Source organism: Peribacillus sedimenti, from assembly GCF_046237635.1.
GTDB classification, from domain to species: Bacteria; Bacillota; Bacilli; order Bacillales; family DSM-1321; genus Peribacillus; species Peribacillus sedimenti.
Genome location: NZ_CP143547.1, coordinates 3,330,343 through 3,352,669, shown reverse-complemented (window position 1 = coordinate 3,352,669; position 22,327 = coordinate 3,330,343). Strand labels below are relative to the sequence as shown.

The following is a 22,327-nucleotide window of genomic DNA, read 5'->3' as shown; positions in this document are numbered from 1 at the left end:
AATAATCTTATTTTTGCTGATATCAGGGTTTTTTGTGTGTACACACCTTTTTTACCTAAAGATTAATGAAGAAATAGACAGGGAAATAGTAGGGTGTAAAAAGTATTGGAGGGAAAAGAGTGAACAAATCGGTTTCTGATACCTATGACCGCTTAGCAAGTGCTTATGCAAATAACGTCGATACAGAAAGTCCGTATAATTCTTATTATGAAAGACCCGCAATGATGTCAATGATTCCAGATAGCCTGAATGGTAAAGCTGTTCTTGATGCAGGCTGTGCTGCTGGTTGGTATGCGGAACAACTGGTGAAGCGGGGAGCAAAAGTTACAGGCATCGATATTAGTAAGAAAATGGTTGATGAAGCTAGGAAACGATTAAACGGAAAGGCAGAAATACTTCACTATGATCTGCAGGACGCCCTTCCATTTGAAGCAAACTCTTTTGATTATATAGTAAGTTCTCTGACTCTCCATTATCTTCGTGAATGGGGATTTACGTTTCAGGAATGGGAAAGGGTGTTACAACCTGGAGGCTATATTTTGTTTTCTGTTCATCATCCTTTTATGGACTTTTCAAGATTAAATTGTAAGGATTATTTTGAGAAAAAACTCATAAATGAGACTTGGAAGAAATCAGGGGTCACAACAGAAGTAAGCTTTTATCGACGATCCTTACAGGATATTATCTCACAGACAACGGAATTCTTTATGTTAGAAACATTGTTTGAACCACGTCCTCAGGAAAAAATGAATGAGGTGGATGAGAGTACTTTTAACTATCTCATTAATAATCCACACTTTCTGATTATACAGGCCAAATCCCGGAAGTAATTATTTTCTTATGCGAAAAACAAATCACATAAATACAGCGTTGCAAAATGTCCTCCTGAGAAAGAAGGGCATTTTGTTTTTGTATTTGCTTCGGTATGCAGACGAAAATCCCTGCCTAAAGTGTGGTACATTGCAGCGTGTTTGGATGGGATTTCCTGTATGAATGATTGATATGAATTTATTACAGATGGAGAGGAAGTTCCAAAAAGACATTGGAAAAGCATCTTTATCCGGGTATTGTGGAGGGCTTTTAAAAAAACGTGTCGAAGTATAAATACTAAGAAGGGAGGGTTTTTCATGGTAGAACCAAAATGTCCTGAGTGTGGTGCAGTAGGCATCGAGCATATCGTAGCACAGGACAGCAAGGAACAGAGTGATACGAAGGATCCGCATTTTAATGTAGCGTATTGCAATAAATGCGGCCATATTTATGGAGTTTTTGCAAAAGTGGTAAACCGTCAGACAAGCCCAATCTGGTAACGATATGATTTTTGGCACTTTGCGGCATAGATAATCAGTTTTTGCTTTAATTATTGTGGGCATTATCATGTTGTTTGCTCCTGGGCTTAAATCAACCTGCATGTATAGTATTTAATAAATAAAGATTAACCACACCAGCATAAATTGGGGTGGTTTCTGCTTGCAAAGGTTCCTGTACCACTAATTCATTGTCATTTTCATACTTATTCATCCGTGTCCTGGAACAATTGCCTAATGGAGAATGATTGTGAAGGTTCATGTTTTACATACTGGCAGGGTACTTATAGACGGAGATTTGGCATTTCGTGAAAAGACCGTCCATCTACTTCCATACTCAGGCTGGCTGAGAGGGAAGAAGAAAAATTTCCTCATATCTTATCGAACACCCAAAAAGGTTAATCCATGTGGATACGGGGTGGCACGAAAATATAAGGACAAACCAAAAACAGCATTTGGGCAGCGGGTCAATGCATCTATGAAATTTTTTGGACAGATGGGGATTTGTAAGTAAGGATTTGAATTATGTTTTACTTACACATATGCATGCAGACCATGTCAGCGGCATTGCGCATGTAAAAGATGCGAAACAAATTCTGTTCAGGAGGCCTGAATGGAAGGCTCCTCATAGAAGGGCTGGATACATAAAAACAATGTGGAAAGGTCTCCATGGTGAGACTTTTCATAATACAGACCTTATGGCCCGTCGAGGAACGGCTATGATTGGTTCGGGATGGCTCTCTTTATTTGGTACATACTCCCATCCACCGTCATGGCATGTTTTCCGTCCTGCTGAAAATGGCAGGTTGTTATTGGCCAATGATGTCGGATATTCTACACGCTCCTGGAAAGAAATAATTTTATCTGGGGCAGCAACAGATAAAAGGGCGGCTAAACGGTCCCTAGGATGGGTCAAAGAATTTCCGGACCGGGAGGATTATCTCAAGGTCAAAGCGGACCATGATTTACAAATAAAACCAGGAATTATTTTATGGGATAAAACAAAAAATATATTTTTTAACAATGCATCTGTAGGGCAAACGAAATGATTTTTTTCTATCAGCAGCAAAGTTTACTGCTGTCCGGAACAAGGTAAAAGGTAATATGCAAGAATAAGGTGCACGTTAGCGGTGAATTCAACTTAGGGGGGTATCCAATGAACCAAATCAAGCGAGAAGAAAATGGCTTCTACATTGAGGAAAATGGTGAAAAGCTGGCCAATATTGAATTTGTAACTAGTGGAGAGAACAACGATATCCTTATCATTACCCATACTTTTGTGTCAGATCAGCTTCGTGGACAAGGTGTAGGAAATGACCTTGTGAAAAAGGTAGTAGAATTTGCTAGGGAAGAGAAAAAACTTATCCGTCCACAATGTTCTTTTGCGAAAAAGGTCATGGATAATACGAAGGAATATCAAGACCAATTAGCTTGAGGATGATATAGAACGGATATTTATCAATCCGATTTCTGGTTGCGGGTGGAGTTTATATCAATGAATAGTTGAAAGGCTGGAGAATTCAATAATCTCCAGCCTTTAAAATGACCGAACCATTGACAGATAAGGATGTGTACTGCCGTTAAGTAATCCCTATTTGAGGATAAATAGATATGTTTCTTTTCATACAGCTTAATGTTTATTATACCCTAAAAAACATACAAAAAATTCCAAACTTTCAAATCGAAACCTTTCCTTAAATAGTTTTTAAGAAATTATAGACAATTTGAAGGGTTTTTACGTTCCGGCGAGAACTAAATACATGAATGCCTGGATCGCAGAGCATATAATTCTGCACCTGAGTTCTCTGATATCTTTGTATAGTAAACTCTTTTATATAGAAAACGCACTTATTCAATCGCCAAAGCTTTTTTATTTATACGTACATCTAACGAAAGAGGGTATATGTGATGAGCGAAAATTTTTTCGCTGACTATAATAAGTTTGTGGTATTGCCAGACGAGCAGCTTAAATCCCTAAATAAAGAATATGATCCTTTGGATTTTGTGTCACATCATATTATTACAATGACTCTTTATGATGCCTTATTGCAACAGTGGTCAGAAGCAGCAAAATTTGAAGTAGACGTGGAAAAAAGCATATCAGCAGTGCTTAAAGAGTTTAACTTTAGACATAAGCACACGTATCACCTTAAACTTCTAGAGCTGGACCTGTCAAAATCGTATTTTGTGCTTGCTTTGTCTTCTAAAGAAAAACTTGAAAACAAAGAGGCAGACAGCAAAATAAAATATATTATTGAAAAGCTCCTTACCAACCCATTTTATATTGGTCAAAGCTGGTACAAATTCATCGGGGAGAGGGGCAGAATCGAACGAAAGCTCTTTTGTTTTTCATCCAAAGAATACAGAATATAAAAATATATGTCTGTTCTTTTGTTCGCTTTTACCATTATGGCCGGATTTACCATATATTCTTACATAGCTGCATTGATAACATAGCTAAATGTTATGACGCCGAATATTCAGCATTTACTGAAGAACGCTTGGTTTAAAGTAATATAGCCCAAGCATTACTTGGGCTAAAACGATCATTTTCTATGATGGAAATAAAAGTGCCGATTATTCCTTCACTATAAGATCATCCTGTGCCATATCTTCCAGGATATTCTCTACTTCTTCCACAGAATCGCCTATTACAAGGCCAATCATTTTTGATACACGCTTTTGGTCAGGGAAATAATCTGCATCCAGCAAGCTCAGCGGGACAAATTGTTCTTTGTCCAAATATTTTTCTGCAACAGGAATTAAATCATCGAAATCGTCGGTCCAATCGAAGTTGCAAAGTCGAACGGTGTCCTTACCAAATCTATTTTTGATATCTTTATAAAGTAATAGTCCGCAGGTAGAAGCATTAAACCGAATATTTAAATCGATAAAGTAATATTGGCCGTCTTTTATTAGCACATCGAATCCAGCAACACCTACATAACCCATTTTTGTTATATTATTCATGACTTCGTACCCGGTCTGAACTATATCCCCGTAACGGTCTTCAATTTCTGTGGTAATCCAGCTTCCACGGAAACTGCCATCATTTACGATCTGCACGGATTTTCCGATAAAATTGATCTCTCCGTCCTTGTCAGCAACATAATGAACAGAAATATTTTCATCATACTCGATATAATCCTCGAGAATAATATGTGACAAATCACCAAAGGTTTCATCTATTGAATTCAGTTGATCCTCATTCTCTACTAATACAACGCCATACCCACCCGCTGTAGTACGCCCGTCACCTGTTTTTAGGACAAATGGAAGCTTCGGCTTTTCTTGTAAAATTTCATCGAGGCTCATTAGCCGTCTTCGCGCTACGTGTTCGGCAGGAACAAGCTCCGGGATATTTTGTTTGTCACATAAATAAGCATGAAGTTTTGGGTCAATCCAAAAAAGATCATGTGATACCTCGTCTGTTGGCTGAGGAAATTGGGATATCATTTTTTTGTCCTGTTTATGCACCTTATTAAGTACTTCGACATATTCTTTATCATTTTCATACGTATAATATTGCGGAATATGAAGACCGGCCTTTTGCAACAAGGCGATAGCCGGATCTGTAGTTGTACTTGCATGGCAAACAACGGGGACATCCCCCACCACTGTCAGTTCTCTCCCGGTTAAAGATTCCAATGTTAATAAATCTCCAGAGAAGTGGCCATAATCAGTGGCATACAATTTTGGATTGTAAACAATGTTATCTCCATAAATCTCTTTAATGGATTTTGAAGGCCGAAGTACATGAGGTTCGTTCGCTTGGTTCATTTGATATGATGTTTCACCCATTCTATTACCTCCTTGATTGTACAGCTGGGTTAGTTTTGCTGGTGTTTGCTGCAGAGCTAGTAATTTCTTTATAGACGTTTAACAGGTTGTTAAAACCAACTCTGCAAAGTTTTGTGCACCATATTTGGAAATTCAAGGTATAAAGTACATGATTATAGAAAGACGATGATAAATGAATATGCAGCTGTAATTTGAGTTAATGGCCAATTTTCTTGGTTTGAAAGACAAAATCCAGCAATTTAAATGCCAACGGTCAGGTATGATAGGAGAAAATGGACAGTGATGTTGTGACAATCAAACTGTTGAAGGGAGTGTTTCTTCATTTTCGGGCGTTCTCTAAAAATATGTATACTGGTTTTCCTGCTTGTGATGTATGGGATGTTTATAACCAATACGGGCCTGACAGCAATGGACCCGGCAAAGGTAAAAAAAATAAATGCAAAAGCACCAGTACGATTAATTGGAAAGGTTACAAGTGATAGAAAATTTAAAGAAGAAACAAAGAAAAATGGGGAACCACGACAAATCAGAAAGATGAATTTACAGGTTTTGCAGCCACTGAAGCTTACGGATCATACAGAAGGAAAAACATCTATTCCTGTGTACTATACCTATATACCGATTTGGCTATCATCTGAATATGTCGGTGCCAAATTCATGGATATTGCAGAAGGAGATGTGATAGAGATATCTCTTGATGAAGGGAAATATGGCCTGGAGCCGGTTTTGTCAGGAGATTCAGTTCGGCATATCACTTATGTGAAAACAAGGAATGAACCAATTCAGGAGCCTTTTTTGCATATGATCCAGAGAAAAACAAGTGAGTTCATTCAAAAGCATTCCGGAGAATTCGTATTAATCTGTATCTTTTTTGTATTGGCTGGTGTTGTCCTAAGAACTACAAAAAAGTATGGATATGTACAAAAATAATAGGCTTTGCATTCCGCCCTGCAAAGCCTTAGACATTCAGCTGCACCCTTAAAAATAAGGTTTCATCACTGTACCTTAAGTACCCGTTTATTACCGTGTAGTTCACCCCTACAGCCACCATGCGATTCACTTTTCGATATGGCCTTACATATAGTGATCATAAAACTGCGCGGAGGAGAGTTTTCTTGATTGATCATAAAGCTGATAACCACTTACCTGGAGCAAATCCTACCGGTATATTTGTATATGACCATAATGGGAACCAGAAATTATACAAGTGGAACAAGACTTCAGAGATATTACAAATGCAGCAAGGCTTTAAAAATAAATTAATCAGCCAAAATGGGCGGCTACATTTACTTGATAAGGAATTAATTCAATATAAGAAAAAGCAGGCAGAACTGCAAGTAGAATTAGACAGCCAATTATCGAGCCTTAAGCATGCCGATCGCCAAATAACAGACCAAGGCCAACATCAAAAGGCTCTTGAGCAACGGTTAAATCAATTCGAAAGTTTGCAGCTTGATCACACAAAGCGCCTGACTAATGGAGAGGCAAAGTACGGTGACCTGTATTCTCTTTTGTCAAATTATGAAACGGAACGGAAGCTGCTTGCCAGCGTCGTTAGCCAGATCCAAGTTAGCTTAATAGGAATGGAACAAAAAATAGAACAAGGTGATGTAAAGCAACAGGAACTAGCAGCATCACTGAGCCAGCTGCAGCAAAGTATCCAGCATATGGAGGTTAAACTGCAGGAGTCCCAGGCATCGTTTTCCTTACTTTCAAGTCAGTTTGCTGGAATGATTGGAAATATAGAGGCCTTCAGGACTGCATTAGAAGAACACGATAAGATGCACAGTGGATTTTCGCAGCCAATTAGACAATATTAACATGCAGCATGATGAAAAATTACTGAAAAATGTTATGAACCTTGAGGATTTCAACGCGCGACTGGACCTTTTGGCCGGCCGATTAAAGGAATTGGATGTAGTATTTACACAGAATCTTAAAGAGTTCAATAATAGTGTGGCAGCGTTAAATACCAGGAACAGGGAAAGTGAATCCACACAAGCTGAAATAGAGAAGATTGGCATGCTTCAAAATGATGTGCAGCTGCTCCAAAAACAGGTAAAGGGAAATGTGGGCTCTCAATTTGTTCTGGAGAAACAACTTTATAAAATACAAAACAACTTAAAGGCTATAAGCAGCGTTATGACCAGCAATGAAGCATCGAAAGCTGAGTTATATATCGATCTCCAGAAAATGAAGGATGAAGTGAATCTTCTTCAAATTAAACTTGCGGAGTACAGTAATACACAAGAGGATCTTACCCAAAAAATGAAGACTTAATTGCAATTGAGGCAGCCGAAGGTTTTATTTATGGAACAAAGGAGTGCAGCCAATTCGAGGGCAGGACCACTATAATGCAATAGGAAATTTAAGGCTGCAGGGATATACCCCCGCAGCCTGTTTTATTTAGCCATAAATATGATTACGGCTGAAGGAAGTCCGGGTTATTGCTCCTGCCAGGCAAAAGATTGACGCATAAAAGCTAAAATCAAAGGCATGTTTCAGGAAATATGGCGAATAATACGAGAGAACGGAGAAAATATATTAGCTATTTTCGCAATGCACCATTATTGGTATGGGAGTCGTATTTTTTCATGCCTTTTAGATTTTAGCCCTATGAATAAGAACCACAATAAGGGAGGATTTTCATGTCAGAAAACAATAGATTTGAACAAACAGGAAGCAGTGCGGAGGTTAGCTGGAACGATTCATTTCATTCTATAGATGATATTAAGGCTGCGGACCATGCAGTTCAGCAAGATCCAACACCTAGATTGGCCGGTGATATTGATACAAGTGGAGGCCCCATAGATAAACAGCAAAGCACTGATAACGCATTCAGCAGCAGGGGCTTAGAGAATGCGCGATTGACAAGGGAAGCCGTAAAAGGGCGAATCAGGAGATAACGCCCGTACTGCGTTTCATTAGGTTTCCGGTCTTACTTTCCAAACATATTTTTAAGATTTCGACAGAGAATAATGGTTAGGAAAGGGAGGAATCAATATGCCGGAGCATAATCCACAGAACAATGGCAGCAACAAGTCTATCGACGGAGGAATAACGAGAGGCAGAGTGGGAGACTCCCCGAATATTGCCAATGGACTTCTGGAAGACCGCAGAGCAATGACTGATGCGGAATTCAGCCAGGAAATTCATTCAAGTGCCGGAGATACTGGGAGTCCTGATTCGGGTGCAAACTTTGATTCTAGAAATTTTTAGTTAACATCATCAAAGGGCAACCCATGATTGGGCTGCCCTGTTTATTACTGAGTTTTTTATATTTAGTTTAATAATATACAAAGGCAGCAATCGTTCTCTTGTCAGCAGCGATTTTATTTTAATTGTCACAGTCACTCTGACAAAGGTATGGTCCCCTGAGATATTTATTGACAATTTTTAAAAAATTAATAATACTATATATATAATTGTTTTTCCTTATCAAGAGTGGTGGAGGGAATGGCCCTGTGAAGCCCGGCAACCGCTGTTTTCGAACAGAATGGTGCTAAGTCCTGAAGAACTGTGAACGTTCTTTAAGATAAGGAGGAGATTGTAACCACAAGCTCTTCCTTATTAAGGAAGAGCTTTTTTACTTATATCAAGAAAAGAGGTAAAGATTTATGGTAAATGAAACAAAACTGATAAATAAAGGCTTTTTGAGAGCAGGAAATGGACCGTTTCATGCAGACCAGGTCGGAAGCCTGCTGCGCTCAGAAAAATTAAAACATGCACGTTTTCAGAAGTTAAATGGTGAGATTACAGCTGAGCAATTAAGAGCAACCGAAGACGAAGAAATTACACGAATCGTGCAAAAGCAGAAAGAGCTGGGTCTGCAGGCTGTAACTGATGGAGAGTTCCGCCGTGCTTGGTGGCATTTTGACTTCCTTGAAGCTCTGACAGGGGTAACAGGGTACCAGGCTGGAGGGGGAATCCAATTCCATCAAAAGCAGACGAAATCAAGAGCCATTAAGGTAACTGGCAAGCTAGACTTCGATAAGCATCCTATGCTTGAAGATTTTAAATACCTTCAAAGCGTAGCTGGCGACCATACTGCAAAGATGACCATCCCAAGTCCGAGCATGCTTCATTTCAGAGGCGAAATTGAACAAAACGTATACCCGGATAATGATGAATTTTTCAACGATCTTGCCCATACATATAAGAAAGCTATTCAGGCTTTTTATGACGCGGGATGCAGATACTTACAGCTGGATGATACATCATGGGCTTATCTTTGTTCACCCGAGGAAAAGGAAAAGATCCGTGCCCGCGGTTTAAATCCAGAGGAACTGAGCAGCAGATACTTAAAAACATTAAATGATGCTGTGGAGGGCCGTCCGGAAGACATGACAATTACCATGCACATATGCAGGGGAAATTTCCGTTCTACATGGATTTCTTCGGGAGGCTATGAACCAGTTGCCGAAACCCTGTTTGGAAATCTCAATATTGATGGATTCTTCCTGGAATATGACAACGACAGGTCAGGTGGTTTTGAACCTCTTCGATTTGTGAACCGGCCTGATTTGTCAATTGTTCTAGGATTGGTAACATCGAAATTTGGCGAACTGGAAAATGGCGATGATATTAAACGCCGTATCGAAGAAGCTACTCGATATGTTGACCTAAGCCAGCTTTGCTTAAGCCCGCAATGCGGATTCGCTTCGACAGAAGAAGGGAACCTGCTGACAGAAGAACAGCAATGGGCAAAGCTAAGACACGTTGTTGAAATAGCTCAGGAAGTTTGGAAGTAAATCTAATATGTACAAATAGAAACGGGTGAAATACCCGTTTTTATTTATACATAAAGTATATTAGTAATTTATTTAACCGGAAAATATTGTTCATTAATCTGTGGGAAAATCTCCGGTTCCTAAATGTTATTTTGGTATGGCTGAACAACATACCGAACTGAATTACATATGAAACTGTTCCAGTGGGACCTTACAGAAGTGAAATTCCAACAAACCAGTGAAAGAGTTAACGATTCATTTGTTGGATTAAGTTCAAAAATCTGGTGGTTTTCATCAGAGGGCTGCATGCTAAAAATCGATGCGTGAGTTTAAGAAATGACACAATAGATGCCTTTCTTGATTTGTTTAAGGGAGCTAACACTGGAAAGTCTCCGGGCAAGGTTTCTGAGATAGAGCCGTAACCGTTAGAAAAGCGGAAGCGCCCTATTTAAATGACCCTTGGCTAATTACAGCCACAAGTGGAATGTCAGCTTGGGCCCCCATATCGTGTGGCGCCTGGCGATGTCGGTACTAGTGCAACGTGTACGGCGAAACAGGGTCAGTCAAAGTGCAAACGTTATACTTTCTTAACTAATAAAAAGACGAGAGCCCGGGATAATCCTCGGAAGTATTACAACTTGTCAGAAGGGATTAAACCTGCTGCCTTTGTGTTTAACATGACTTTATTTTAATACAAGTGTTGCTAAGGAGGATGATGTGTTCCCGGATATACATCCTGGTCTTTTCATCCTCACATCGTAGATACTCAGAGCATAATTTAATTAATTCATTGATAAAAATCTTTCTTTCCAAATCCAATATGCTCATTTAACCGCCCCTAGCACCGCAGCAAGATTTAATCCCTCCTATCTAAATAATAAAAGCTAAATGTATTCATTTCAATTTCCAACTCTCAGTTATAAATCAAGTTAATAGCAGCACAAAAACATCATGTAGACGATCGCAATGTTCGTCTGCATGATGAAGAATGGTGAATCCCTGCATCAGGAGCAAATTTTAATTAGGTATGGCTATAAGTGCGGCCAGGCGTCTGCTTCTTCATATTTATAAACTGAAGCATAGAGTGTCCGTGCAAAATTATTCAAGAGTGTAAATACGGCATTGGCGACCTTCCCTCCGACATTCTCGAAATGTACATCAATGCCAGGTGGACATGCATCTTTTAGTGCTATTGCGACATCCTGCTTTTCATAGTTGCTCGCTGCATCAAATCCTGGTTCATCTAATATGTGTAGAATATTGTCCTCTGTACCAGCTATGCCTTTAGTCTTGCAATTTGCCTCACAATTAAACCTATAGCATCTTCAGCCCCTGACAAAACGACTGTTCCACTTCCTGTGTATTTCCGATATCCAATAGCCCAAAAATACGCAGTCAGCCTCTTCAGTCCTAATACACTTAAGTGCCTGATGCTCGGACAAGTTGCCGGCCGATTTTTCTAATTTCTTTTTCTTTAGCGATTGAATATTCTTGCCACCCCAGAGAACCAGCTCTAAGCTGGCCTTTTCTTTAATATGATTTCTTTTTTCTTTTGATATTAAAACTAATGTATCTTAGAATACCGCAATTTAGATACAGTTTGGTCTTATCATATATCAATATGCACGTTTGCTAAATTATCAATAATAATGATTGAAAACTTTTCACAAAATAATGGTTTTCTTTGATGGGCAAATTAATGATTGAAAAAAGTACAGAATGGAAAAAAGTTATGCAAGAAAACAGTTAGAAATCAAGTAAGAAAGCTATTTATAGGAATACCGCATCGAAAAAGCTATAATAGTAGAAGGGCATTATATAGGAAAGGAGTGAGGGTGTTTGACAGAAGCACTTCCAATAAAGAATCAGCACCGAAAGCTATCTCGGATAAAGATTCTACAAAGAGCTATTTTTATCACGATTGGAGCTTTGTTAATGGCTACCGGCCTCGAAATATTCTTAGTTCCAAATCATGTAATTGATGGAGGGGTGACAGGTGTCTCCATCATGCTCTCATCTATCACTGGCATTGAACTGGGAATATTCCTGTTCATACTAAACTTGCCATTTGTATATCTGGGCTATAAACAAATCGGAAAGACGTTTGCCATTTCCACTATTTATGGAATTATCGTGTTATCGCTTTTCGCAACATTATTCCATCCTGTACCAGCGTTCACTGATGATATCCTTCTGGCTACTATATTTGGAGGGATGTTTTTGGGTGTAGGTGTAGGACTGGTGATTCGCAACGGAGGGGCATTAGATGGAACGGAAATACTTGCAATTGTCATAAACAAGAAGACACCGTTTTCCGTTGGCCAGATTGTAATGTTTATTAATCTGTTTATTTTAAGTGCAGCAGGTTTTGTATTCAGTTGGGATCGGGCGATGTATTCCATATTGGCCTACGTGGTAGCTGTCAAGGCAATCGACATTGTGGTGGATGGTCTGGAAGAAACGAAATCTGTATGGATCATAAGTGACCATGCCCGTGATATAGGTGATACCATCAATGACCGTCTGGGACGGGGTGTTACCTATCTCCAGGGAGAAGGGGCATTTACAGGAGATGACAAAATGGTAATATTCTGTATTATCAACAGGCTCGAGGAATCCAAACTAACTACAATTGTGGAAGACATCGACCCTTCAGCCTTTCTGGCGATTGCTGACATCGCCGAGGTAAGGGGAGGGCGTTTCAAGAAAAGAAATATCCATTAAGGGAGATGAAAGAAATAGCAATGCCAGACCTATAAGTGTCGTTCTAGAGAGGGTGAAGGGACAAAATACAGAGCTGAAAAGAAGTCTTTCAAACGGTTGATGAAGGACAAAAAGCGACTGGTGGAAAAAATTCATCAGAATAGTAAGGCATACCTGGAGCATAATTCCTTTCTAAATTGATTAAGATCCGAAACAGAGCCGCCGGCTGTCATTTATTTTTCTAAATCACAAGCAGTCATGTGATTATGGGATCACTCCACTCTCTCCACATGTTGATTATTTGTGTTCTCTTGTATCGGGCAGCCGTATAAAAGGTTAATTTCTTCGGCAACCTGATCAAGGAATTCATCTGAAAGTATAGGTTTGTTCTTTTTATCCATGGCCATCACTCCCGAGTATTGTTGGTTTCATTTTTTACTTCGTTCAGTTTTTGAATACCTGTATCGTTTATAAAAAAAGTGGTTTACTTTTCATATTGGCAGGAGTATTATAATCAACAGTTTCATATTTCTAAATCGCTGAAACTTTATTGTGCGGGGGAACCATCTATCTGGATTGAACATTAATCCAAGGGGTGAATCCTTGAGAAAGGTAGGGCTACTCAAACAGGCCCGAATCCGTCAGCTAACCTCGTAAGCGTTTTTGAGAAGGAAGGTGGAGCTTGTTAGACGTGTGATATTAATGTCTACAGGTCGCTTAGTTATGACTTGTGGGCTTTTTTGCGTTCATTACATGGATGTGGAGAAAAAAGTCTAAAACTAGACAGAAGTGAAGGAAGATCGTACTCAAGAAGAAAATATAACCTTGTTTGCTTCCCTGCCCAGCGGCTATCATGCAAATTGCAAAACTTTTGAAGAATATATTCCAAGTATGGTTGGTGACCACAATGTTTTCTTATATTAAAAGATTGTTAATTGGACGGCCATTAAAGTCTACCGAATTAGGAGAGCAAAAACTGAACAAGACAAAGGCATTGGCTATTCTGTCTTCAGATGCTTTATCATCTGTTGCCTACGGACCTGAGCAAATATTGATTGTACTTGCTACAGTTGGTGCAGCTGCCTTCTGGTTTTCCCTGCCGATTGCTGTGGGGGTCCTGATCCTCTTAGTGGCTCTCATTTTATCTTATAGACAGATTATACATGCATATCCTCATGGGGGTGGCGCATATGTAGTGTCCAAACAGAATTTGGGTATGAATCCAGGCTTGGTAGCGGGCGGGTCGCTGCTGGTGGATTATATCCTTACCGTTGCGGTCAGCGTATCTGCTGGGACCGATGCCATTACCTCGGCATTTCCTGCTCTTCACGAACATAATGTAGCGATTGCAGTTTTATTCGTTATATTTATTACGGTCCTTAACTTAAGGGGCGTCACGGAGTCAGCCTCCATACTGGCTTATCCGGTTTACTTATTCGTTTTTGCATTATTTGTATTAATTGGCGTTGGGTTGTACAACATTGCCGCCGGAAATGTATCACCAGCTGCGCAGACTTCCATTGGTGAACCTGTAGCAGGAATCAGCTTGTTTATTTTGCTAAGGGCATTTGCCTCCGGTAGCTCCGCTTTAACAGGGGTAGAAGCCATTTCCAATGCAATTCCAAATTTTAAGGATCCTGCGCCGAAAAATGCTGCCAAAACCCTTGCTGCAATGGGCACTCTGCTTGCGTTATTATTTTCAGGAATTGTGTTTTTGGCTTATTCCTATGGTATTGCCCCTCATGCAGAGGTGACAGTAGTTTCCCAAATTGCGGAAGAGGTTTTTGGGCGCAATTTCATGTATTACTTTATTCAAGGGACTACAGCACTCATTTTGATACTTGCGGCAAACACCGGATATTCTGCCTTCCCTCTGCTGGCAGTAAATCTGGCGAAGGATAAGTTCATACCGCGAATGTTTACTGTAAGGGGAGATAGGTTGGGATATTCCAATGGGATTATGATCCTTGGGATAAGTTCAATTATCCTGATTCTGGTGTTTAAAGGTCAGACAGAACATCTCATTCCTCTCTATGCTGTTGGTGTGTTCATCCCTTTTACACTGTCGCAGACGGGGATGATGGTTAAATGGATCCGGGAAAAGCCTAGCGGCTGGTTTTTGAAACTAATCATAAATTCAGTAGGTGCGCTGATCAGTTTTATTGTCACAATCGTGTTCTTCTTGACCAAGTTTGCACAGGTTTGGCCTGTACTGATTTTCCTGCCGATCATCATCTTTGTTTTTCATAAAATAAGGAAGCATTACGAGGACGTAGGCGACCAGCTTAGGCTTACAACCTGTGAGCCGGCAGTGCCGATTGAGGGAAATGTGATCATTGTGCCAGTGGCTGGCATCACCCATGTTGTGGAGAATTCTTTGAACTATGCAAAATCACTCAATCCTGATCAAATCATTGCCGTTTACGTTGCATTTGAGCGGGATGAAGAAAAGAAATTTGAAGAAAAGTGGAAAAAGTGGCAGCCGGATGTTCGATTGGTCACACTGCATTCATATTATAGGAGCATTATTAACCCGCTGACCAAGTTTGTGGACATAGTGGAACATAAGGCGAAAGAATCGAACTACCAGGTGACTGTTGTTATTCCACAGTTCATCCCGAAAAAAGGGTGGCACAATATCTTGCATAACCAGTCCAGCTTACTGATCCGAACATTTTTGCTTTACAGAAGAAATGTAGTAATCACTACTGTCCCTTATCATTTTAAAAAATAATGCAAAACTCATTGGAGGAGCTGCGAATCTGCGGCTCCTTTCTTATGAATGCGATTTGCCAAAAAAATAACTGGAGATTCGTTATTTACTTTAAACCAATTGTGTTAATTGATATATTGAATAGGGAAATGAAAATGGAGGCATATATGTATTCAAGATCTGCATCCTCCTTGATATTTCGTGGAGAATTTACTTCAATTAGACAGTTCAATCAAGCGAATCTTGGATGTAAAACCGATTGGGAATATGCGAATATGGCTTTGTATACACTGCAAGCTACCTTCACAAAATGTTTAATGTGGGGAGATTATGAGGACCTCATCATCTTATTTTAAAGATCCATTATCATCTGCTCAAGAAATTGTAATTATTATTTTTTAGCTATGGCCGATTCAACAGTATTAGAAATCCTTCCGATAACTCAGCAAGACGAGGCCCATTTGACTTTAGCGGATCCATTATTTATATCGGTGAGTGAGGTCAGTGTTACAGGTTTATAACTTTTGCCATTCATGAAGTACTAAGTGCTGCGGGTCATTTATTTTTACGGTCATTCTTCTAATTGGCAGCATCGGTATTATGGCCTTTGGTACTTTCATTTGGATGTTGATGGGCGGTAAACAAAATAACCGTAATTCCCAAAAAACAAGAAACATTATTGGTAGCAGAGAAATATGCCCTGTTTGATGATAAAAAGAAATGTAATGTCTATTAAAAAGGTAAAAACTGAACTTCTGGATGTGCATTAGGAAACCTAAGACTGGAGCAACAAGACCAGCAGGGAGTATAATAGATTTATTTATACAGAGGATGGAAGCTTACAATGCAAAATAACTCACAACCAAACAAATCAAAACATTTGGCCAGTATCTCGCTGGCGATTATGGGTGCGGGATTTTTAAGTACAATACCTTTCAAAGGGCCTGCCCTTGAAATTCTGCAAGGAGGGTTTGAAGCAGGGCTTGTCGGCGGGCTGGCCGACTGGTTTGCGGTCACAGCCCTTTTCCGGCAACCATTGGGATTGCCTATACCCCACACGGCCCTTTTGCCAAAGAACAGAAAAAGAATGACAACTGCTCTGGTTTCTACGATAGAGAATGAGTGGCTTTCTGTAGAAAGTATAAAAGAGAAGATAAAAAACATGCGGATCCTTGAAAAGATTATGCCTGCTGTAGAGAAGGAAATACAGTCGGAGAGCTTTAAAAGGGGTGTAATGATCACATGCAGCAGTGCTGTGCGGCATCTTAAGCTTGAACGATTGGCCCCTTATGTCGAAAGAAAACTTCGGGCATATATTGCATCCGTTCCAATCGAGAGACTGCTTACAGCTGCTGGCAGGCAGGCTGTAGAAAAAGGCTTCTATGAAAAGGCTTTTGATGCTCTGTTGTTAAAAGCGGAGGAATGGCTGATGATGCCCCATCGTAAAGAACAGATTGGCGGTTTTGCGTTGAACGCGATCAATAAAATCGAAGCAGATGGTATTCTGCAATTCGCTTTAAAATCATTGCAGAATTTAGTCAATGAAGAAAAATTGGGGAAAATACTGCAAAACCTCTTGATAAATTACATCTACAGCATGCGTTATGAAAAGGATCAGAACAGGCAGGCCATTCTTGCCTATATAAAAAACCAATTTATAAATATCGGAGATAACAAACAGGTAACTGCAGCAATAAGCCGAATGCTGGAGGAATTCTTATCAAGCTGGCAGCCAAATCAACGGATTGTCGAAGTCTTGGATAACCTGCAAAAAGAAGCCATTACATTCATTGAGGACGAAAAGTTTGTAGATCAATACTTTTTACCTTTTGTGACGGAATTGCTAAATGCAGCGAAGAATGATAAAGCTAAGATCGAGAAAGCCGAGGCATGGCTACAACAGCAAATTGCGGAGCTAATTGAAAACAATCATAAGAAAATCGGAAAACTTGTAGAAGAAAACTTGGATAAGCTGGATAATGAAACACTGATCGACATGGTAGAGAACAATGTCGGAAAGGATTTGCAGTGGATCCGGGTAAATGGCGCCGTATGCGGCTTCATGATTGGAATTATTTTATCCAGTTTCAAGGCAATCATATAATATCCGGAAAGGCGCCGTATAGAGGCGTCTTTTTTATTACAATTTTTACAGGCAAATATTTTGCCAAAACCCCAGGGATGAGGATTTTTCATTTCAACCGATTTAAGAGACTTTTGATATTTTTTCCTACTTATCAAAAAGTGAATTTGAAAGCATCTAACCTGAAATAATAATGAAAAAACAGGAGTTCTATAAATGAAAAATCCATTCATGCTATGCTGTGCCATGCTTGTACTTTTGGTTTTTGGTACATACCCAGCCTTGGCTGACGATTGGGCCGATGAAGACACCCCACTCAGTTATCATGTTGAAATGCTTCCTTGGGAACAGGTGAATGGGATTATTCCCAAAAAAGCCAAATTTCAAATTATCGATATTGAATCAGGGCTAAACTTCTGGGTGCAGCGCCGGGCAGGGAGCCAGCATGCAGATGTTCAGCCATTGTCAAAAAAGGACACCAAAATAATGAAACGCATATACCATAATAAATGGAGCTGGGATAGAAGAGCCATTATCGTGGTCGTAAAAGATCAGATGATTGCCGCGTCAATGAATGGCATGCCTCACGGTGGCGGTGCCCTATTAAACGGGTTTCGGGGGCATTTTTGTGTCCATTTTTCAGGGAGTATTACACATAAGCTGCAGAATGAAGATCCTGCTCACAAACTGATGATCATGAAGGCTGCCGGCAAATTAGATGATTACATTCATTCGCTTGGTCCTCAGGAACTGCTGCAAACATTTGCTTTGGGATTAAATATGAAAGATATCAAAGTTCTCAATGTGATTTTTACAACGCAAAAACATTCAAAGACAGTAGGGGAAATGATGAGGGATGTACAATATTTTTCAGTAAACACCAATCAGAATTTTTTTCCTTTCGATCAAGAAACTCTATTGGTGTTTGATGCCGAATTCCCTGTACAATACTATTCAAAGAAGAATGGAATGGTTCGCAAGGATATGAGGTTTGTGTTCACCCGGTTTAGTTTGACAGAACCTTGGAGTATTCAACAGAAATATATTTTTAAGGGATTTGGAATGGCAGTTCCTCGAAAAAGTAATTCTTTAAAATTGCGATACAAAAGTGATGTCAGGAGATGATGAGGACTGTGTATTAAATGCATAGTGTTTAAATAGAGTTGCGTAAAGCCTGGTAAGTAACTAAAATGTAAAAGGAATGTTAGCATTATTCCATTGATGTAATAGGCCCTAAAGTATACACTACTATACGATTGGGGAGTGAATAGTGTGAAAATAGTATCAATACAGGACGTAACAATTAACCAACATTTATCAATTATTGAACAAGTCTCACTAAAGGATGTCCTTTATAAGTGGGCAGGAAGCACGGTACAACGATTGAATGAATCTTTTCCTTTAGAATACAAAGAAGATGGCTTTGCAAGGCTTGAGGTAATATCCGGAACTGAGTTTGTGGTTCCAGGTAATCTGATTTGTCAATACATTACCTTAACTACTGAAAATCAAATAGTTATAGGTATATTGGATGAGGATGACCAGCTCAAGCATGGCATTTTGTCTCTCGATGAGATATTGGAAACAACGGAAAGCGTTTAATTAGGTAAAGGTTGACTGGCCTTCTATCCTTTTTCGGATAGGAGGCATTTTTTATGCAGGATTTGGGAGTTCAATAAAGGAATGTTTAAAAGTTTGTCGAAACAATATGAAAAAAGAAATACCACAGTATTTTTATTTAGTTTTAAAAATGGCTATACTAACTATTGAATTACGAAAACACAATAAAGTGAGAAAACCTTCCCTAGGTAAAACAGTTAATCAAGGTGCTTGAAGGCTGGTGGTAAGTATGAACCAACTGCTTATAGTCGCTGCTGCCAGATTTCATTTTGCATTTGACAAATATTAGCAAGAAAAATTACTGCACTACGTGTTAAAGGCAGTGTGGATTAAGAAATTCTATTAGGTGGGGAACCACTCAGCTCAAAATATCATTGAATTAAAGAAAATTAATTTATGTTAAATAAATGCAGTGTTCAGTGTTAAGCTGATACTGAATGGGAGGAATACTGTATTCAGAGTGTCCTTTGGGCTTTCTTATCGATTGTGGCGATTGTTGTATCACTTTTGGTCTTATTATTTTATAAAGAGGAAAAAATGGGCATATTTCTCTTCCTGCTTCTGTTTTTTCTTTTCTTTTATTTTTCCAGCATAGGCTTCGACATTGCCCCCTCGCGCTAGCGGCGGCTTTTAAGATTTCGCAGTATCTGGATGCTGTTGCGCTGGATTAAATCTGGTATAAGGGTTAATTGGGTTTTTTTTACAATAAGCCTTAAGAAGGATAAAAAACTATAAATACAAGTGAAATTGCCGATAACAAAGATATAATAAGCAGTTAAGGATTTTGTTATGTACAGGTTGTGTCTGAGGTAAAGGAAAGCTCTTATACTATCCAGGAAAGCAAGGGAATGCAGATGAAAAATCTATTGGAGCAGGACATGGAACTGGAAATAGAATCCGTAAGACAGCTTCTTGTTAAGACAGCGCTGCAATTAGGCTTTACCGATCCAAAAACAGTGAGTTTAAGCCAGCATTTGGACGATTTATTTAACAAGTTTCACTCTTCAAGAAAAAGTGAACATGCTTTCGCTAAATAGGATTAGCTCGTTAAGTGCACGACGAAAGCCTGCAGAACTGAATGTTACCGTTATGAAAATTCATTCACTAGGTACGTTCCTTCCTGATTGTAGTTTAATGAATAGATATTACTCCTAGTACTCCCGGGCCTCCTGGGAGTTTTTTGTTTAAGCAGAAGAAATGACTGGAACTGCATCAAAAGATCCAAGATAACTTTGTTTTATTTGACCTGCAATCGTGGATAATCATTTCAGGCACTTCGTTTTCCCGGGCTGGCAATGAGCCTCTTCATCGATGTCGCTTATCAAGGTGTCTCGCCTGACCTCCCGCAGAAATGTTCGCGCCTTGAAGGAAATCCACAGGTTTTCAATCGTTATTATGGAAAATTGAAGACTGTTCTTATAGGGAAACATATGGCAAAAATACAAAACAATAAAACGGAGCAGGCAGTGCGTATCACTGAGCGAATAGGAGCAGAATCAGATCCCGCTTTTGTCAGTATACTAACCTAAAAAAAATATACAGGTTTTGAACCTTAATTCTGTTTCTAAATAGCCAATGATAGTCTATAATGGCGTTCATTTTACATAATGAGAATTTTAATTTTATAATAGAAAAAACGGTGTTCGGTACGTCACTAATTAATGTGTGTCGATAATGTATTAGAGGGGAATGTAAATGACAAAGGATTCGCTGCAGATGGTGGAGTATGAAATAGCCTGGCTGGTCCGCCTTACAACTGCTCATAGCCCGCGGCTCGGCAGTCTGGATCGATCAGAATATGTAATGCTCACTGAAATAGATGAGAACGGGCATGTGGCAATCAATGAGCTGGCTGAAGCGTTGATGTTAAACCTTTCCACTGCTAGCAGGCAGGTAGCCAATCCAGAAAGGAATAATTATATAAACCGTTTTCCCGATCCAAGCAATGGCAGGATAAGCCCTGTAGAGATTACCAAGGAAGGCCGGGAAATTCTGGAGAGGGTCCAAAAGGTACGGAACGCTTTTTATGCGGAAATTCTGAAGGAGTGGTCAAAGGAAGAATTAGTGCAACTTGAAGAGAATTTGTCGCGTCTTAATCGGGACTTTAAAAAATATGGAAAATGAATGAGTGACGTGTTCAAGCGGGAGGACTTAAAACTCTCAGCTTTTTTATTTAGTGAAAGAATTAATAATTGTAATTTAAAACGAAGGGTGCCACTATTAAAAATAAAGTTACAGTTAGCAGCATGTTCAAGCTGGTCAGGTATCGGCTCAGATTGCAGACATAGAACACCTTTACATCACAGCAAATATTCTCGAAAGTGATCTTCAACATGCCAAAGTGGGTGATAGTGTAGATATCACTGTCGATGGAGGCAAGAATACATTTCTTTGATGGAACGGTAGAAGAATAGGCTACGCTACCAACGCTGTATTTTCTGCATTGCGTCCCAAAATGGAAGCGGCAATATACAAAGACAGAACAAAAGGTACCTGTAAAAATATCGATTCGTAATGCATCAGACAGAGTTTTGCCTGGAATAAATGCAAATATTAAAATATCTATATGAATTAATGACAATCCTTTGAGTGAATCACCAGGGGATTTTGTTGTCCTGGGAACATTTTCAGAATAGAGATACATGATAGATACGACAGTATACACAAAGCTTGGAAGCTAAATCAAAATGTCATGAGATATTATCATACGATACAGTGAATTTGTTTATGCTGCGCAGAAGATCACTTGGAAGGTAAATTGGAAACCGAGCGGGGCAATAGTGACGTGTTAAAATAGCAAAGCTTATTTTTTGAATAAGAGGATTTGGCCAAGTGGCAATTCAATTATTTATTTAACATCCTGATAACGTTTTAGATCCTTGGACGGAAAGTAATGGAGGGGTAATGGTCTTAAAGTTACGATTGTGGCTTTGGGGATAATGGAGTCATTCTGAGCCTGCTTCAAAAAATTATACATGGCTTTTCCGCCAACCGAATTAGCAGAGTGGATCGTTATGCGATTTGCAAAGAGCTTATCTTTAACCATAATTTGAACAAGCAGATACCCGTTTCTGGTCTTATCGAATAAATCATGGTCCAACGACAAATGTTCTATATTGAAATTCTGTAATAATTCTAGACACGCATCAATCGTCTCAGCTAATACATATCCATCGGGTGGCTGCCGATAATCATCCAGGAAAACACTGATTTTCTCCATTTTTTATCCTTCTTTCTCATAAGAGCTAAAATAGTCAAGGTCCCTAGATTTATCTCATCCGAATTAAGTCTATCACATGTAGTCTGAAAAAAGGGCATTTTATCAAATATTTTTATGTGATTTTGTTTCATTCAAACAGGAAGGTTTGCC

The 22,327-nt window shown here is 39.3% G+C and carries 22 protein-coding genes, 1 pseudogene and 2 riboswitches; of the genes and pseudogenes, 20 read left to right on the top strand and 3 right to left on the bottom strand.

Translation table 11 applies throughout. The features are described 5' to 3' along the window. Positions 1 to 119 precede the first annotated feature (119 nt). The 6 genes from V1500_RS16525 to V1500_RS16500 all read left to right on the top strand — a co-directional run bounded on the left by V1500_RS16525 (position 120) and on the right by V1500_RS16500 (position 3,680). Positions 120 to 830, top strand: a complete 711-nt coding sequence (locus V1500_RS16525; protein ID WP_409300892.1) for a class I SAM-dependent methyltransferase — start codon at positions 120 to 122, stop codon at positions 828 to 830. Positions 831 to 1,127: 297 nt separating this feature from the next. After that, positions 1,128 to 1,310 carry a transcriptional regulator gene (locus V1500_RS16520; protein WP_409300890.1) on the top strand — a complete coding sequence of 61 codons (183 nt, stop codon included), beginning with the start codon at positions 1,128 to 1,130 and terminating at the stop codon, positions 1,308 to 1,310. Between the two features lie 247 nt (positions 1,311 to 1,557). After that, a complete protein-coding gene (locus V1500_RS16515) occupies positions 1,558 to 1,821 on the top strand; it encodes a hypothetical protein (protein ID WP_409300888.1) in 264 nt (87 codons plus the stop codon). Positions 1,822 to 1,825: 4 nt separating this feature from the next. Then, complete coding sequence (locus V1500_RS16510; protein WP_409300886.1) at positions 1,826 to 2,356, top strand: MBL fold metallo-hydrolase; 531 nt, start codon at positions 1,826 to 1,828, stop codon at positions 2,354 to 2,356. A 107-nt stretch (positions 2,357 to 2,463) separates the two neighbouring features. Next, a complete protein-coding gene (locus tag V1500_RS16505; protein ID WP_409300885.1) occupies positions 2,464 to 2,742 on the top strand; it encodes a GNAT family N-acetyltransferase in 279 nt (92 codons plus the stop codon). Between the two features lie 473 nt (positions 2,743 to 3,215). After that, positions 3,216 to 3,680, top strand: coding sequence for a hypothetical protein (locus V1500_RS16500; RefSeq protein WP_409300883.1), 465 nt, complete (start codon positions 3,216 to 3,218; stop codon positions 3,678 to 3,680). 204 nt (positions 3,681 to 3,884) lie between these two features. Here V1500_RS16500 and V1500_RS16495 read toward each other — a convergent pair whose 3' ends face one another. Continuing rightward, a complete protein-coding gene (locus V1500_RS16495) occupies positions 3,885 to 5,108 on the bottom strand; it encodes an ATP-grasp domain-containing protein (protein ID WP_409300881.1) in 1,224 nt (407 codons plus the stop codon). Between the two features lie 378 nt (positions 5,109 to 5,486). Here V1500_RS16495 and V1500_RS16490 point away from each other — a divergent pair, with 378 nt between their 5' ends. The 7 genes from V1500_RS16490 (at position 5,487) to V1500_RS16460 (ending at position 12,562) form a co-directional block, all read left to right on the top strand. Then, positions 5,487 to 6,038: a hypothetical protein gene (locus V1500_RS16490; protein WP_409300879.1), complete on the top strand. Its 552-nt coding sequence runs from the start codon at positions 5,487 to 5,489 to the stop codon at positions 6,036 to 6,038. 185 nt (positions 6,039 to 6,223) lie between these two features. Continuing rightward, positions 6,224 to 6,928 (top strand): hypothetical protein, encoded by a 705-nt coding sequence (locus tag V1500_RS16485; protein WP_409300878.1) that lies wholly within the window; start codon positions 6,224 to 6,226, stop codon positions 6,926 to 6,928. Next, positions 6,897 to 7,388 (top strand): hypothetical protein, encoded by a 492-nt coding sequence (locus V1500_RS16480; RefSeq protein ID WP_409300876.1) that lies wholly within the window; start codon positions 6,897 to 6,899, stop codon positions 7,386 to 7,388. Before V1500_RS16485 ends, V1500_RS16480 begins: the two co-directional genes overlap by 32 nt. Before the next feature lie 368 nt (positions 7,389 to 7,756). Further along, positions 7,757 to 8,014 carry a hypothetical protein gene (locus tag V1500_RS16475; RefSeq protein ID WP_409300875.1) on the top strand — a complete coding sequence of 86 codons (258 nt, stop codon included), beginning with the start codon at positions 7,757 to 7,759 and terminating at the stop codon, positions 8,012 to 8,014. Positions 8,015 to 8,111: 97 nt separating this feature from the next. After that, positions 8,112 to 8,327, top strand: a complete 216-nt coding sequence (locus V1500_RS16470; protein ID WP_409300873.1) for a hypothetical protein — start codon at positions 8,112 to 8,114, stop codon at positions 8,325 to 8,327. A 213-nt stretch (positions 8,328 to 8,540) separates the two neighbouring features. Further along, positions 8,541 to 8,650, top strand: a riboswitch (SAM riboswitch). Positions 8,651 to 8,725: 75 nt separating this feature from the next. Beyond that, positions 8,726 to 9,859 carry a 5-methyltetrahydropteroyltriglutamate--homocysteine S-methyltransferase gene (locus tag V1500_RS16465; RefSeq protein ID WP_409300872.1) on the top strand — a complete coding sequence of 378 codons (1,134 nt, stop codon included), beginning with the start codon at positions 8,726 to 8,728 and terminating at the stop codon, positions 9,857 to 9,859. 1,818 nt (positions 9,860 to 11,677) lie between these two features. Beyond that, positions 11,678 to 12,562, top strand: a complete 885-nt coding sequence (locus V1500_RS16460) for a YitT family protein (RefSeq protein ID WP_409300870.1) — start codon at positions 11,678 to 11,680, stop codon at positions 12,560 to 12,562. A 251-nt stretch (positions 12,563 to 12,813) separates the two neighbouring features. Here V1500_RS16460 and V1500_RS16455 read toward each other — a convergent pair whose 3' ends face one another. Continuing rightward, positions 12,814 to 12,942, bottom strand: a complete 129-nt coding sequence (locus V1500_RS16455; protein ID WP_409300869.1) for a bacitracin ABC transporter ATP-binding protein — start codon at positions 12,940 to 12,942, stop codon at positions 12,814 to 12,816. Between the two features lie 126 nt (positions 12,943 to 13,068). Next, positions 13,069 to 13,216: riboswitch (cyclic di-AMP (ydaO/yuaA leader) on the top strand. Positions 13,217 to 13,448: 232 nt separating this feature from the next. Here V1500_RS16455 and V1500_RS16450 point away from each other — a divergent pair. The 7 genes and pseudogenes from V1500_RS16450 to V1500_RS16420 form a co-directional block, all read left to right on the top strand. Further along, positions 13,449 to 15,275, top strand: a complete 1,827-nt coding sequence (locus V1500_RS16450; protein WP_409300867.1) for an APC family permease — start codon at positions 13,449 to 13,451, stop codon at positions 15,273 to 15,275. An 823-nt stretch (positions 15,276 to 16,098) separates the two neighbouring features. Beyond that, positions 16,099 to 17,358: a DUF445 domain-containing protein gene (locus V1500_RS16445; RefSeq protein WP_409300865.1), complete on the top strand. Its 1,260-nt coding sequence runs from the start codon at positions 16,099 to 16,101 to the stop codon at positions 17,356 to 17,358. Between the two features lie 195 nt (positions 17,359 to 17,553). Continuing rightward, the gene (locus V1500_RS16440; protein WP_409300863.1) at positions 17,554 to 18,462 is read left to right on the top strand and encodes a hypothetical protein; all 909 of its coding nucleotides are present in this window, start codon (positions 17,554 to 17,556) and stop codon (positions 18,460 to 18,462) included. A gap of 147 nt (positions 18,463 to 18,609) precedes the next feature. After that, positions 18,610 to 18,939, top strand: a complete 330-nt coding sequence (locus V1500_RS16435; protein ID WP_409300862.1) for a hypothetical protein — start codon at positions 18,610 to 18,612, stop codon at positions 18,937 to 18,939. An 866-nt stretch (positions 18,940 to 19,805) separates the two neighbouring features. Continuing rightward, on the top strand, positions 19,806 to 19,994 hold the full coding sequence (locus tag V1500_RS16430; protein WP_409300860.1) for a Spo0E family sporulation regulatory protein-aspartic acid phosphatase: 189 nt from the start codon (positions 19,806 to 19,808) through the stop codon (positions 19,992 to 19,994). Positions 19,995 to 20,652: 658 nt separating this feature from the next. After that, positions 20,653 to 21,081, top strand: a complete 429-nt coding sequence (locus tag V1500_RS16425; protein WP_409300859.1) for a MarR family winged helix-turn-helix transcriptional regulator — start codon at positions 20,653 to 20,655, stop codon at positions 21,079 to 21,081. A gap of 118 nt (positions 21,082 to 21,199) precedes the next feature. Next, positions 21,200 to 21,527 (top strand): annotated as a pseudogene (locus V1500_RS16420) (efflux RND transporter periplasmic adaptor subunit); the annotation flags it as partial. Positions 21,528 to 21,805: 278 nt separating this feature from the next. Here V1500_RS16420 and V1500_RS16415 read toward each other — a convergent pair. Then, the gene (locus V1500_RS16415; RefSeq protein WP_409300858.1) at positions 21,806 to 22,177 is read right to left on the bottom strand and encodes a cyclic-phosphate processing receiver domain-containing protein; all 372 of its coding nucleotides are present in this window, start codon (positions 22,175 to 22,177) and stop codon (positions 21,806 to 21,808) included. Positions 22,178 to 22,327: the final 150 nt, after the last annotated feature.